Raw genomic sequence first — 12,936 nt, 5'->3', positions numbered from 1 at the left:
TCCGCGTTCGCGGAAGGACAGGCGCGTCGGACGGGTCGGCCGTCAGTCGGAGTCGGGGCTGCATGCCGTCAGCTTCGCGACCGCGCATTAATGCCCGGTTAATGGCGTATGGCTTCCAGGGTCCGGGCGGGGGTCGGCTGATGCCGACCGGGGGCGCGGGGAGCCGCGGCCGCGCCCCGCGCCCCGGGCTGCGCCCCGTGCCGCCGGCCGCGCCGGCCGCGCCGGCCGCGCCGGCCGCGCCGGCCGGATCAGCGGGTGCGTGCGGTACGGGGCTGGTCTAGCGTCGGAGGAGGGAGGGAACGCCCTGCCGAGTCCGGTCCGGTCCGGTGCGGGGCCCGCGGCCGTCACGTCGGCCGCCCGCGCTCGGTGCCGTTCCCGCGGCCGCGTGGTCCGGTACGTCCAGGTTCCGGGCCGCGGCGATCCCGGAGAGCAGGTACGTCCCCTGCGTACGTCGACCCGTATCGCCGGTGTCCTCGCCGGTCTGACCCTCGTCCTCGGTGGCGCGTCCCTGGCGGCTCCGGCCGTTCACGCGGCCCCCGCGGATGTCTCGGCCTGCATCAACCAGGTCGAGCGGGAGCTGAAAGGCGGTGGAGCCCCGGCGTCCGTCCGCGGGTCCTGCCTCATCGCGCTGGGCGGTGCCCAGGACGAATGCGTGTCCGGTCTGACCGAGGGGGCCGGGGTGACCAAGGGGACCGCGGAGAGCGCCTGCGAGCTGGGCGCCAAGTAGAAGTGCCCCGGCCGCCCCCCCCCGCCTCCGGCCGGGGGCGGGGCGGGGGCGGGGCGGCAGGGTGCCGGTCAGCTCTCCGTGCGGTACATCAGGTCCACCTCGTGGGTGGAGAAGCCGAGGCCTTCGTACACGGCCAGGGCCGCCGGGTTGTCGGCGTCCACGTAGAGCATCGCCGTGGGCAGGCCCGCCCCGGCCAGGTGGCGCAGCCCGATCGCCGTGAGGGCCTTGCCGAGGCCGCCGCCCTGCGCGCCGGGGCGCACTCCGAGGACGTAGACCTCGCCGAGCTGCTGCTCGGCGTGCACCTTCGTCCAGTGGAAGCCGATCAGTTCGCCGTCCCGCTCCGCGAGGAAGAAGCCCGCGGCGTCGAACCAGGGCTGCGCGATGCGGTCGTTCAGGTCCCGCTGCGTGAGCGAGCCCTGCTCGGGGTGGTGGGCGAAGGCCGCCGCGTTGAGGGCCAGCCAGGCGGCGTCGTCGGAGCCGGGCACGAAGGTGCGTACGGTCACGCCGGCGGGCAGGACGGCCTCCGGCAGGGGGGCCGTGTCCGTGTCGGTGGACACGCCGAGCGGGCGGCGGAGCTGGCGCAGTTCGCGGAACAGGGTCAGGCCGAGCACCTGCGCGAGGTGCCGGGCCGCTGACTTGCCGCCGTGCGCCCACACCCGGATCCGCTTGCCCGAGGCGGCCAGCAGGGCGGTGCCCAGCGTCCGCCCGTGCCCGCGCCCGCGCAGCGCGGGGTGGACCACGAGCTCGGCGGCGGGGGCCTCCACCGGGTCGGTGTCCTCCAGTTGCCCGTATCCGGCGAGCCGTCCGTCGGCGGTGAGGAGGAAGTGACGGATCCCCTCCCTGGCTCCGCCGCGCAGCTGGAGCCGGCCCTGCTCGGACACGGCGGTGGTGCCGTCGGTGCGGGCCGCGTCCTCGATCAGGGCGAGAACGGCGTCGGCCTGTTCGTCCGTCAGTTCGTCGAGGGTCTGGATCTGCCGTCCCGGCTCCAGGACCACTGCTGCGTCGTCAGTCATGGAACCGAGCCTACGACCCCGGTGGGGCCGGGTGGGGTGCGGCCCGGACGGGTCCTCGTCGTCTGCGTGTAACCAGCTCGATACCAGGTACCCCCTGTCGCGCTACGCGCGTTGACTCTAGGCTGCGGCAGACCTCCCAAGATGTATCGCTGTCCGCAAAGGGGACCAAATGTCAGCGACGCCACAACGGCACCGCCGAAACCGCCGGTTGGCCCTCACCGCCCTCGCCGTGGCCACGGCCGGCGGTGCGATGATCGCCGCCGCCCTTCCGGCCGGAGCTGCGAGTGGTGACGGTTACGGCCACGACCACGGCCGTACCGTCGACGTGCAGATGCTGTCGTTCAACGACCTCCACGGCACGCTGGAGCCCCCGCAGGGCTCCTCGGGCACCGTGACCGAGCGTCAGGCCGACGGCACCACCAAGGCCATACCGGCGGGCGGTGTCGAGTACCTCGCCACCGGCCTGCGCGAGGCCCGCAAGGGCCACAAGTACTCCGTCACCGCCGCGGCCGGCGACATGATCGGCGCCAGCCCGATGGTGTCGGGCCTCTTCCACGACGAGCCGGCCATCGAGGCGCTCAACGACCTCGACCTGGACGTGAGCAGCGTCGGGAACCACGAGTTCGACGAGGGCAAGACCGAGCTGCGCCGCATGCAGTACGGCGGCTGCCACCCGGTCGAGGGCTGCTTCGAGTACGGCAAGGAGTTCGGCGGCGCCGACTTCAAGTACCTCGCCGCGAACGTGGTCGACGAGAAGACCAAGCGTCCGATGATGAACCCCACCTTCATCTGGAAGAAGGGGGACGTGAAGATCGGCTTCATCGGCGTCACCCTGGAGGGCACGCCGGACGTCGTGACCGCCGACGGGGTCAAGGGCCTCAAGTTCGGCGACGAGGTCGAGACGATCAACAAGTACGCCGACGAGCTGAACAAGCAGGGCGTGAAGTCGATCGTGGCGCTGATCCACGAGGGCGGCCTGCCCGCGAGCGGCGCGTACAACTACGACTGCAACGTGCCCGGTGCCGGCGCCGGCATCTCCGGGGCCATCGTCGACATCGCGAAGAACGTCTCGCCGAAGGTCGACGCCCTGGTGACCGGTCACACGCACCAGGCGTACGCGTGCAACATCCCCGACCCGGCGGGCAATCCGCGCACGGTCACCTCGGCCGCCTCGTACGGCCGGCTGTTCACGGACACCACGCTGAAGTACGATCGCGCGACCAAGGACATCGTCCGTACGCCGATCGCCTCGCCGCTGGTGGTCCAGAAGGTCGTCGACCGGGACCAGCCCAAGGCCCCGGACCTGACCGCGCTCATCCAGCGCTGGAACGCGCTGGCCGCCCCGATCGCGAACCGTCCGATGGGCTACATCTCGGGCGACATCGCGGGCCGCGGCTCGGCGGAGTTCGAGAAGCCGCTCGGTGACGTGATCGCCGACGCGCAGCTGGAGGCCCTGGCCCCGGCGGCCAAGGGCGGCGCCCAGCTCGCCGTCATGAACCCGGGCGGCATCCGCGCGGACCTGGCCTACAAGGCCGCCGGCGCCGAGGGCGACGGGGTGGTGACGTACGGCGAGTCGTACACGGTCCAGCCGTTCACGAACATGATGAACGTGGTGGACCTGACCGGCGCCCAGCTGATCACCATGCTTCAGCAGCAGGTCAGCGGTGCGGTCAACGGGCCGAACCCGAAGATCCTGCAGATCTCCAAGGGCTTCTCCTACACCCTGGACACCACGAAGGCGGGCGCGGACCGCATCGTCGTGGACTCGGTGAAGCTGAACGGTGCGGCGCTCGACCCGGCCAAGACCTACCGCGTCGCGATGAACGAGTTCCTCGCGGGCGGCGGTGACGGTTTCACCGTCCTGAAGGAGCACAAGAACAAGCTGGTCGGCGCGTCCGACCTGGACGTCTTCAACGCCTACCTGAGCGGGCACTCCTCGGCGGCCGCGCCGCTGGCCCCGCCGGTGGCGGACCGGATCACGGTCATCAAGTAGCAGCACCTGCCTCTGAAGGGGGCGGCGGGCCATCGGCCCGCCGCCCCCTTCGGCGTTGTCGGGTGTCCTCTACAGGGTGTCCAGGAAGGCGCCGACGGCCTTGGCGAAGCCCTTCGGGTCCTGGAAGGGCACGAAGTGCTCGGTGTCCAGGCCGGCGTACGAGGTCCCGGGACGCCGGGCGACCATCGCGTCGGCCAGCTCCCGGGAGATCACGTCGCTGCGCAGCCCGTGGACGAGCAGCGCCGGGCAGGTGCTCGCGAGCCAGACGTCCCAGCGCGAGCTGTCGTCCCCTGCGAGGGTGGCCAGGGTGGCCGCGGGGTCGAACGGCAGCCGCCAGCCGGTGTCGTCCGCAAGCGGGCGCAGGAAGGGCCCGGTCCCCTCGGCGAGCGGGCCGAGGGCGGCGAGGAGTTCCTCGCGGGTGGGTGCGGCGTACGGGAGGTCGTGCAGGAAGTCCCAGAAGGACAGGGCGTCCTGGCGTGGGCTCTCCACCGGGGCGTCGACGTTGATCAGGGCGGCGACCAGGTCGGGCCGGGCGGCGGCCAGGTGGTAGGCGTTGACCCCGCCGAGGGAGAAGCCGAGGACGGGTACGGGGCCGCCCGGAGCGAGGTGTTCCAGCAGGGCGGCGGCGTCGGCGGCGTACCCCGCGCGGCTGTACTCGGAGGCGAGGCCGGAGTCGCCGTGCCCGCGCTGGTCGGGGGCGATGACCCGCCACTGCTCGCCGAGGTCGGCGGCGAGGGCGGTGAAGTGGGCGGCCTCGGAGAGCCCGCCGTGCAGGGCGAGCAGCGGGCGGCCGGGCCCGCCGAAGTCCAGGTAGGACAGGGCGCGGTCGTCGATCTTCAGCTCGTGGCGCTTCGGCTCGTGGTGCATGGCGTTGCTCTCCCCGTGTGTGCTGGTCGGTGGGCGTGAGTTCAGCCTGTCAGGACTTGGGCAAGTGCGCAATACGGCTGTGTAGCGCGCTTGCCCAAATCTGGGGCGCGGATACGATCCGGGCATGGGAAATCGCGAGGACCTGCTGGCCGGAGCCAGGCGCTGCCTGGAGGAGAAGGGCTACCTCCGGACGACCGTGCGCGACATCGCCTCGGCGGCGCAGGTGAGCATGGCCGCGATCGGCTACCACTTCGGCACCCGCGAGGTGCTGCTCAACCAGGCGCTGTTCGCGGCCATGGACGAGTGGGCCGCGGGGGCGGGCCGGCTCACCGGGGAGGGTGACACCGCGCGGGAGCGTTACGCCGACACCTGGGACCGCAAGATCCGGGACTTCGGCGAGACGCGCTGGCTCTGGGCCGCCTCCGTCGAGGCCTTCGTGCACGCGCAGTCCTCACCGGAGCTCCTCGAGATCCTGGCCGAGGGGCAGCGCCGCAACCGGCGCATGGTGGCCGCGCAGTTGCGCGGGGTCCCCGTCGAGGAGGTCGCGGAGGAGGACGTACGGAGCCTCGGATCGGTGCACATCGCGCTGCTGACCGGGGTCATGGTGCAGTGCCTGACCGACCCGGAGCACGCTCCGGACGGCCGGTCCCTCGCCCAAGGCCTGCGCCTGATGGCGGAGTTGCTCGAAAGCTGACGCTACCCGTGGGTAGTAATGCATGGCTCCGCACGCCATAATCCGGGCCACCACTGGGTCGGCAAAGGGGCGGACATGGGCGTGGGCACGGGCACGGAGACGGGCGTAGTCACGGATGCGGGCGCGGACACGGCAACGGTCGCGGGGACGGTCGCGCCCACGGGGCTGCGCCGGCGCAGCTTCCTGGCGGGGGCGGCGGTCCTGGGCGCCACGGGCGTCGTCGCCGGGCTCGGTGCGGCACCGGCCGCCGCGGCGGGCGCGTCGGGCAAGGCGGCGAGCGCACTCTCCACCCAGGACTGGATGAGCGGGCTCGGCGACTCCACCGCCCTCCAGCGGATGACCATCCCCGGCACCCACGACTCGGGCGCCACCAGGGGCGGGCTCTACGTCGCCTGCCAGAACACCTCGATCGCGCAGCAGCTCGACTCCGGGATCCGCTTCCTCGACGTCCGCTGCCGGGTGACCGGCGGATCGTTCGCGATCCACCACGGCGCGTACTACCAGAACCTGATGTTCGGCGACGTCCTCGCCGCCTGCTGGAACTTCCTCGCCGCGCACCCCACCGAGACCGTGCTGATGCGGCTCAAGCAGGAGTATTCGGAAGACAGCGACGCCACCTTCCGCGCCGTCTTCGACGACTACCTGAACAACCGCGGCTGGAGCCCGCTCTTCAAGATCGCGGACTCGCTGCCCACCCTCGGCCAGGTCCGCGGCAAGGTGCTGCTGTTCCCCGACAACGGCGGCCTGCCCGGCGGGCTGCGCTACGGCGACGGCAACGTCTTCGACATCCAGGACGACTACATGGCCGAGCCCTTCGCCAAGCGGGGCAAGATCGAGAACCACTTCCGCAAGGCCGTCCAGCAGCCCGGCCGGTTCTTCATGAACTACACCAGCACGGCCGCGGCCCTGCCGCCCCGCTGGAACTCCGACCGCCTGGGCCCGCAGGTGCACGCCTTCGTCGACGGCTCCGAGCTGGCCGGCCGGACCGGGCTCGGGATCGTCCCGATGGACTTCCCCAACACCCGCTCCGGCCTGGTCGCCTCACTGATCCGGCACAACTGACGCCTGCGCGGGCGGCGGAGTGGGGGCGCCCGGGATGCTGAGGACCGCCTCCGTCCCCGGGCCGCCGTCCGCCGGGGCGCGCAGGGCGGCCGTGCCGCCCGCGCGCTGCACCGTACGGGCCACGATGGACAGGCCGAGGCCGCTTCCGGGCAGGGCCCGGGCGGACGGGGAGCGCCAGAAGCGCTCGAAGACGTGCGGGAGGTCGTCGGCCGGGATGCCGGGGCCGCGGTCCCGTACGGTCAGCTCGCCCGCGCGCAGCGACACGGTGACGGTGCTGCCCGGCGGGCTGAACTTCACCGCGTTGTCCAGGACGTTGACCACCGCCCGCTCCAGGGCCGCAGCCTCCCCGCGTACGTACCAGGGCGCCAGGTCCGAGTCGAACTCCAGCTCCGGACCGCGCAGTCGGGCCCGGGACAGGGCCGTGCCCGCGATCTCGTGCAGGGCCACCACGCCGAGCGGGCCGGGGGTGGTCGCGTCCGGGCGGGACAGCTCCTGCAAGTCGCCGATCAGCGAAGCCAGTTCCGTCATCTGCGCCTTCACCGAGGCCAGCAGCTCCTTGCGGTCCTCGGGCGGGATGGCCCGGCCGGTCTCCTCGCTGCGCGCCAGCAGCTCGATGTTGGTGCGCAGCGAGGTGAGCGGGGTGCGCAGCTCGTGCCCGGCGTCAGCGATCAGCTGGGCCTGGCGTTCCTGGGAGGAGGCGAGCGCGGCCGTCATGGAGTTGAAGGACCGCGACAGCCGGGCGATCTCGTCGTCGCCCTCGTCGGGGATCCGTACGGTCAGGTCCTCGGTGCGGGCGATGTGCTCGACGGCGCCGGTCAGTTCGTCGACCGGGCGCAGCCCCGTACGGGCCACCCAGAGGCCGGCGACGCCCGCGCCGAGGATGCCGACGCCGGAGACGAAGAGCAGGACCCAGGCCAGGGTGGACAGGGGCTCGGTGACGTCCGAGAGGGGCTTGGCCACCGAGATCGCGGCGTTCTGCACGTTCGGGCCGGCGGACAGCTCCACCGGCTGCGTGTAGACGCGGACGGGCGTGCCGTCCGTGGTCCTGCCGTCGTACAGGGTCGCTCCGCGCAGCCGCTTGGCCACGTCGAGGTCGTAGTCGGTGACCGGGAGGGTGTCCTTCCCGTCCACCCAGCAGCGGTCGCCCGTCGGGAGCACGATCTGCACCTGCGCGCTCAGGTTGTTCTCGAAGGGTCCGGGAACCTTGTCCTGGCACCTGATCTGGTTCAGCGTCTGGCTCGCCTGGGCCCGGGCGTTGGTGGAGCGCAAGGAGCTGTTCAGCTGGTCGTTCAGCTGCGTGCGGACCATGAACCAGCTCACGCAGGCGACCGCCGCGACGGCGAGCGCCACCGCGACGGTGACCAGCAGGGCGAGCCGGGAGCGGAGCGGGAGTCCGCGGAATCTGGCGGCGGGGCTCACTCCGGCCCGCTCTCGCCCGCGCGCAGGACGTAGCCCACCCCTCGTACGGTGTGGACCAGGCGGGGCTCGCCCCCGGCCTCGGTCTTGCGGCGCAGGTACATCACGTACACGTCCAGGGAGTTGGAGCTGGGCTCGAAGTCGAAGCCCCATACGGTCTTGAGGATCTGCTCGCGGGTCAGGACCTGGCGCGGGTGCGCGAGGAACATCTCCAGCAGGGTGAACTCGGTACGGGTCAGCTCCACCGGGCGCCCGCCGCGGGTGACCTCGCGGGTGGCGAGGTCCATGCGCAGGTCGCCGAAGGTCAGCGCGTCGGCGTCGGCGGATCCGCCGTCCCCGGCGGAGGGGGCGGCGTAGGAGCTGCGGCGCAGCAGGGCGCGGACGCGGGCGAAGAGCTCGTCCAGCTCGAACGGCTTGACCAGGTAGTCGTCGGCGCCCGCGTCGAGGCCGGTGACGCGGTCGCCGACCGTGTCGCGGGCGGTCAGCATCAGGACCGGCGTGGTGCTGCCGGCGGCACGCAGGCGGCGGGCGGCGGTCAGGCCGTCCATCCGCGGCATCTGGATGTCCAGGATGATCAGGTCGGGGTGGTACGAGTCCGCCTGGTCGAGGGCGTCGAGTCCGTCGACGGCGGTCTGCGTGCCGTACCCCTCGAAGGCCAGGCTGCGGCGCAGGGCCTCGCGTACGGCCGGTTCGTCGTCGACGACGAGGATGCGCTGCTGGTCGCCTTCGGCGCTCATACGGGGTCCCCCCAGGTGGTGGTCGGTCTCCTACCAGGCTCGCACGGGCGGGCTGGAAGTCGGGCTAGAAGGAGGTCCCGAAACCGTTGGCGGCGTTGTTGCCGCTGTTGTTGCTGCCGTTGCCGCCGGGGCCGCCCTTGCGGAGCGAGGGGAGGTCGGCCTTGATGGTGTTGACGGGGATGGCGAAGCCGAGGCCGACGCTGCCGGCGGAGCCGCTGCCGCTGGAGGGGGAGTAGATCGCGGAGGGCATGCCCACGATCTCGCCGTTCATGTTGACCAGGGCGCCGCCGGAGTTGCCCGGGTTGAGGGAGGCGTCGGTCTGGATGGCCTTGTACGAGGTGGTGTCCGTGCCGGTGTTCCCGTTGAACTGCTGGCCGCCGTAGGAGAACGGGTAGCCGTTCTGGGGGGACTGCTGCTGCTCCGACTTCGGGACCTTCACCTCGCGGTCGAGCGCGGAGACGATGCCGCTGGTGACCGTGCCGGTGAGGCCGTCGGGGGAGCCGATGGCGACGACCTCGTCGCCGATCTTGGTGTTGTCGGAGTTGCCGAGGTTCGCGGGCTTGAGGCCGCTCGCGCCTTCCAGCTTGATGAGGGCGAGGTCCTTGTCCGGGTCCGTGCCGACGATCTTCGCGCTGTACTTCTTGCCGTCGCTCATCGTCACCTGGATCTGGCTCGCGCCGTCGACCACGTGGTTGTTGGTGACGATCTCGCCGTCGGCGGTGATCACGATGCCGGATCCGGTGCCCTGGCCGGAGCCGGTGCGGGTGTCGATGCGGACGACGGAGGGGCTGACGTTCTCGGCTACGCCGGAGACGGTGCCGTTGCTCGACTGGGAGATGGTGCTGCCGTTGACGCCGCTGCCGGTGCCGTTGCTCTTGTTCAGCATCTGCTGGACCGCGGCGGCCGTTCCGCCGCCGACGACGGCGGCCGCGAGGGCCACGGCGGCGAGGAGGGCGACCGGACGCTTGGCCCGGGCGTGGCCGTGCCCCTGCGGCGCGGGGGCCGCCGGGGCGGCCTCACCCCAGGTGGCCCAGCCGCCGTCGCCGGCGCCGCCGCCGCTGTGCTGGGGGACGGTCTCGCCCTGGATGACCGGGGCGGCGTGGGCCTCGTGCCAGCCGGGGGCGGCCGCCGGGGGGTAGGACGGGGGCGGCGGGTACGAGGCGTCCTGCGCGAGCCGATCACGACCGTGCTGCCAGTCCTCACCCCAGGGGGCGGGCTGCTGGGGGCGGTTTTCCTGGGGGTACTCGCCTTCGCGGCGGAGGTTCTCGGTCATGACTATGACTCTGTCCGCCGATGATGAGAGCTTCCTGAGTCCAGGCTGAGAAGCCCGACAGAACCGTGTATGCCCGATATAAGGCCGGGTTGGGCCGGGTGGGCGGGTGCGGCTGGGTGGGCCCTGCGGGGCGAAGTCCCCTACCCGCCCTTCGCCCGTTCCCCGGGCTGCGCCCGGACCCCCTGGGGCTCCGCCCCAGACCCCGCGCCTCAAACGCCGGCGGGGCTGGATTTTGGCTGATGTCGGCTCGTACCCGCGCGCACCGGTGGGCCACTTCAGCCTCGCCGGCGTTTGAGGCGCGGGGGTCCGGGGGCTGGCCCCCGGGAACGGGTCCGGGCAGAGCCCGGGGAACGGTGGAAGGGCGGGTAGGGGACCCCAGCCCCGCAGGGCCAACCCACCCGCCCACCGGCCCTCACACCGGGACGGCGGTGGCCCCATCCCCGCCCGGCCACCGCCGGACGGAGTCCGGCGCAGCCGCGCGAGCGGCGCGTCAAGAGGGGGCGGTCAGCGGCAGCCGCAGGAGCGGCGGATGACCAGGGCCGAAGGGAACTGCTTCAGGCGTTCGCGCCGCGAGCCCGCCACCCGCAGGGCGTCGTCCAGGACGAGATCCACCGCCGCGCGGGCCATCGCCGGGCGGTCCGAGGCGACCGTGGTCAGCGGCGGGTCCGTGAGCGCCGCCTCCTTCACGTCGTCGAAGCCGGCGACCGCGAGCTGCTCGGGCACGTCGATGCGCAGCTCCCGCGCGGCCCGCAGCACGCCGATCGCCTGGTCGTCCGTGGCGCAGAAGATCGCCGTCGGCCGGTCGGGCCGGGCCAGGACCTCCAGGGCGACCTTGTACGCGTCGTAGCGGTTGTACGGGGCTTCGATGATCCGGCCCTCGGTCGAGCGGCCGGACTCCTGCATGGCCCGGCGCCAGCCCTCGACGTGGTCGGCCACCGGGTCGCCCACCGACGGGGTGTTCTCGATTCCGCCGATGCAGGCGACGTACTCGTGCCCGTGCTCCAGGAGGTGGCGGGTGGCGAGCTGCGCGCCGCCGATGTCGTCCGTGACGACGGCGACGTCGTCGATGGCCTCGGGGCGCTCGTGGAGGAGGACGACCCGGGCGTCCCAGGCCTCGATCTCGCTGGCGGCCTGCTCGCTCATGCCCTGGCTGACCAGGATCAGTCCGGAGACCCGCATCCCGAGGAAGGCCCGCAGGTAGTGGACCTCGCGCTCGGTGCGGTAGTCGGAGTTCCCGACGAGCACCATCTTCCCGCGCTCGGCCGCGGCCTGCTCGACCGCGTGCGCCATCTCCGCGAAGAACGGCTGACGGGCATCGGGAACGATCATGCCTATGAGGTCGGTGCGCCGTGAGGCCATCGCCTGGGCGACCCGGTCGGGGCGGTAGCCCAGATCCTTGATCGCGGCGAGGACACGCTCGCGCGTGGCCGGGGCAACCGGCCTGGGTCCGTTGTTGATGACGTAGCTCACGACGGCGGTAGAGGTACCCGCAAGTCGTGCCACGTCATCCCGCGTCACCTTGGCCACGCGCGGAAGTCTACGCGGGGTGACCTACCTCTGGGCAGGGCGTCCGGAGGTAGGTCATTCCCACAGCTTTTCCACCGGCCCCCTAGTCCATCCGGGTGAGCGCCGCCGCGGCCCGCGCGGAGGCCTCGGCCGCCGCCTTCGTGGCCGCCTGCGCGGCCGCTTCCGCCGCCGCCCGTTCCACCTTCTCCGGGGTGACGAAGCGGTACCCGACGTTGCGGACGGTACCGATCAGCGACTCGTGCTCGGGCCCGAGTTTCGCGCGCAGACGCCGTACGTGCACGTCGACGGTGCGGGTGCCGCCGAAGTAGTCGTAGCCCCACACCTCCTGGAGGAGCTGCGCACGGGTGAATACCCGGCCCGGGTGCTGGGCGAGGTACTTGAGGAGTTCGAACTCCTTGAAGGTCAGGTCCAGGACCCGGCCCTTCAGCTTCGCGGAGTACGTCGCCTCGTCGACCGACAGGTCGCCGTTGCGGATCTCCATCGGGGAGTCGTCCGAGCCGAGCTGCTGGCGGCCGGTGGCGAGGCGCAGCCGCGCCTCGACCTCGGCCGGTCCGGCGGTGTCGAGGAGGACGTCGTCGATGCCCCAGTCGGCGGTGACGGCCGCGAGGCCGCCCTCGGTGACGACCAGGATCAGCGGACAGCCGGGCCCCGTGGAGCGGAGCAGCTGGCACAGCGACCGCACCTGGGGCAGGTCGCGGCGGCCGTCGACGAGGATCACGTCGGCGCCCGGGGTGTCCACGAGGGCGGGGCCCTCGGCGGGAGCCACCCGGACGCTGTGGAGCAGCAGGCCGAGGGCCGGCAGGACCTCGGTCGAGGGCTGCAGGGCATTGGTCAGGAGCAGGAGTGAGCTCATGCCCGACCACCTGCCCGGGTCGGGCGGAAGTACTGCTGGTGTGCGTGCGCAGGTGCGTGCGCCTGTACCTCTGCCCGCACCTGCACTTGCACGACGGTTCGCTGGTCCATCACGTCGGTTCCTCCTCGGTCCCGTCGAGGACTTTCGCGGCACTGCTTCGTACGTCTTGCCGGTGTCCGCCCGGTCCCCGCGCCCTGAGGCCCGGATGGACACCACTGTTCTCGGTCCGTTCAACGTGCTGAAAGCACAAAAGGACCCGGGGGCTACGTTGCCCGGATCCTCTCGGCAGCAGAATAGCCCACCCGCCCCGGCGGGGCCGAGGCTTCTACGCGTTCCACTTCTGTGGTTCCCACCACCCCCGGGACCTGCATATGCGCCGGTTTCACCGGATCGGTGGACCCGGTGCGGGCCGCTCGGGCGCACGCGGGGCGCGCGGAGGCACGCCGGGATCGACGGCGGGAGGGGTCATGATGGAGGCCGACGGCAGAGCGCCGACGAGAGGAGCGTGCAGTGGCAACCGGAACCATCCGCTACTGGGCGGCGGCGAAGGCCGCGGCCAAGACGGCGGAGGAGCCGTACTCGGCGCGGACACTGGCCGAGGCGCTCGACGCCGTGCGGGAACGCCACCCCGGGGAGCTGACCCGGGTCCTGCTGCGCTGCTCCTTCCTCGTGAACGAAGAACCCGTGGGCAAGCGCCCGCACGATTCCGTCGAGCTGACCGAGGGGGGCACCGTCGAGGTGCTCCCGCCGTTCGCGGGCGGGTGAGCGGACCCC

At 72.3% G+C, this 12,936-nt stretch carries 12 protein-coding genes; 5 read left to right on the top strand and 7 right to left on the bottom strand.

The features are described from left to right. The first annotated feature begins 385 nt into the window (after window positions 1-385). Window positions 386-727 (top strand): hypothetical protein, encoded by a 342-nt coding sequence (locus tag OG435_RS21755; RefSeq protein WP_266878893.1) that lies wholly within the window; start codon window positions 386-388, stop codon window positions 725-727. 68 nt (window positions 728-795) lie between these two features. Here the strand turns inward: OG435_RS21755 and mshD are convergent, their stop codons facing one another. Continuing rightward, window positions 796-1,740, bottom strand: a complete 945-nt coding sequence (mshD, locus tag OG435_RS21750; protein WP_266878891.1) for a mycothiol synthase — start codon at window positions 1,738-1,740, stop codon at window positions 796-798. Window positions 1,741-1,909: 169 nt separating this feature from the next. Here mshD and OG435_RS21745 point away from each other — a divergent pair, with 169 nt between their 5' ends. After that, window positions 1,910-3,733, top strand: a complete 1,824-nt coding sequence (locus OG435_RS21745) for a bifunctional metallophosphatase/5'-nucleotidase (protein ID WP_266878889.1) — start codon at window positions 1,910-1,912, stop codon at window positions 3,731-3,733. A gap of 69 nt (window positions 3,734-3,802) precedes the next feature. On the opposite strand, the gene OG435_RS21740 is transcribed toward OG435_RS21745, so the two are convergent. Next, window positions 3,803-4,600: an alpha/beta fold hydrolase gene (locus OG435_RS21740; protein ID WP_266878887.1), complete on the bottom strand. Its 798-nt coding sequence runs from the start codon at window positions 4,598-4,600 to the stop codon at window positions 3,803-3,805. Between the two features lie 124 nt (window positions 4,601-4,724). On the opposite strand from OG435_RS21740, the gene OG435_RS21735 reads away from it, so the two are divergent. Both OG435_RS21735 and OG435_RS21730 read left to right on the top strand, forming a co-directional pair. Then, window positions 4,725-5,294: a TetR/AcrR family transcriptional regulator gene (locus OG435_RS21735; protein ID WP_266878885.1), complete on the top strand. Its 570-nt coding sequence runs from the start codon at window positions 4,725-4,727 to the stop codon at window positions 5,292-5,294. A 75-nt stretch (window positions 5,295-5,369) separates the two neighbouring features. Beyond that, window positions 5,370-6,356, top strand: a complete 987-nt coding sequence (locus OG435_RS21730; protein ID WP_266878883.1) for a phosphatidylinositol-specific phospholipase C — start codon at window positions 5,370-5,372, stop codon at window positions 6,354-6,356. Here the strand turns inward: OG435_RS21730 and OG435_RS21725 are convergent. The 5 genes from OG435_RS21725 to OG435_RS21705 all read right to left on the bottom strand — a co-directional run bounded on the left by OG435_RS21725 (window position 6,336) and on the right by OG435_RS21705 (window position 12,162). Beyond that, window positions 6,336-7,775 (bottom strand): sensor histidine kinase, encoded by a 1,440-nt coding sequence (locus OG435_RS21725; protein WP_266878881.1) that lies wholly within the window; start codon window positions 7,773-7,775, stop codon window positions 6,336-6,338. The two genes, OG435_RS21730 and OG435_RS21725, sit on opposite strands and share 21 nt — an antisense overlap. Further along, a complete protein-coding gene (locus OG435_RS21720; RefSeq protein ID WP_266878880.1) occupies window positions 7,772-8,509 on the bottom strand; it encodes a response regulator transcription factor in 738 nt (245 codons plus the stop codon). Before OG435_RS21720 ends, OG435_RS21725 begins: the two co-directional genes overlap by 4 nt. Window positions 8,510-8,573: 64 nt before the next feature. Next, complete coding sequence (locus OG435_RS21715; RefSeq protein ID WP_266878877.1) at window positions 8,574-9,782, bottom strand: S1C family serine protease; 1,209 nt, start codon at window positions 9,780-9,782, stop codon at window positions 8,574-8,576. A 504-nt stretch (window positions 9,783-10,286) separates the two neighbouring features. Further along, complete coding sequence (locus tag OG435_RS21710; RefSeq protein ID WP_266878875.1) at window positions 10,287-11,309, bottom strand: LacI family DNA-binding transcriptional regulator; 1,023 nt, start codon at window positions 11,307-11,309, stop codon at window positions 10,287-10,289. An 82-nt stretch (window positions 11,310-11,391) separates the two neighbouring features. Continuing rightward, window positions 11,392-12,162, bottom strand: a complete 771-nt coding sequence (locus OG435_RS21705) for a response regulator transcription factor (protein ID WP_243339450.1) — start codon at window positions 12,160-12,162, stop codon at window positions 11,392-11,394. A gap of 510 nt (window positions 12,163-12,672) precedes the next feature. Between OG435_RS21705 and OG435_RS21700 the strand changes: the two genes are divergently transcribed. Continuing rightward, entirely contained in the window at window positions 12,673-12,927 is a 255-nt protein-coding gene (locus OG435_RS21700; RefSeq protein WP_112449116.1) for a MoaD/ThiS family protein, read from the top strand. Window positions 12,928-12,936: the final 9 nt, after the last annotated feature.

The organism is Streptomyces sp. NBC_01264, assembly GCF_026340675.1.
Lineage (GTDB): Bacteria > Actinomycetota > Actinomycetes > Streptomycetales > Streptomycetaceae > Streptomyces.
This window is presented reverse-complemented; position numbering and strand designations above follow the sequence as displayed.

Bases quoted from the DNA above. Each gene is read 5' to 3' on its own strand.
- mshD (WP_266878891.1), bottom strand. From the start codon at position 1,740: ATGACTGACGACGCAGCAGTGGTCCTGGAGCCGGGACGGCAGATCCAG.
- OG435_RS21745 (WP_266878889.1), top strand. From the start codon at position 1,910: ATGTCAGCGACGCCACAACGGCACCGCCGAAACCGCCGGTTGGCCCTC.
- OG435_RS21740 (WP_266878887.1), bottom strand. From the start codon at position 4,600: ATGCACCACGAGCCGAAGCGCCACGAGCTGAAGATCGACGACCGCGCC.
- OG435_RS21735 (WP_266878885.1), top strand. From the start codon at position 4,725: ATGGGAAATCGCGAGGACCTGCTGGCCGGAGCCAGGCGCTGCCTGGAG.
- OG435_RS21730 (WP_266878883.1), top strand. From the start codon at position 5,370: ATGGGCGTGGGCACGGGCACGGAGACGGGCGTAGTCACGGATGCGGGC.
- OG435_RS21720 (WP_266878880.1), bottom strand. From the start codon at position 8,509: ATGAGCGCCGAAGGCGACCAGCAGCGCATCCTCGTCGTCGACGACGAA.
- OG435_RS21715 (WP_266878877.1), bottom strand. From the start codon at position 9,782: ATGACCGAGAACCTCCGCCGCGAAGGCGAGTACCCCCAGGAAAACCGC.
- OG435_RS21705 (WP_243339450.1), bottom strand. From the start codon at position 12,162: ATGAGCTCACTCCTGCTCCTGACCAATGCCCTGCAGCCCTCGACCGAG.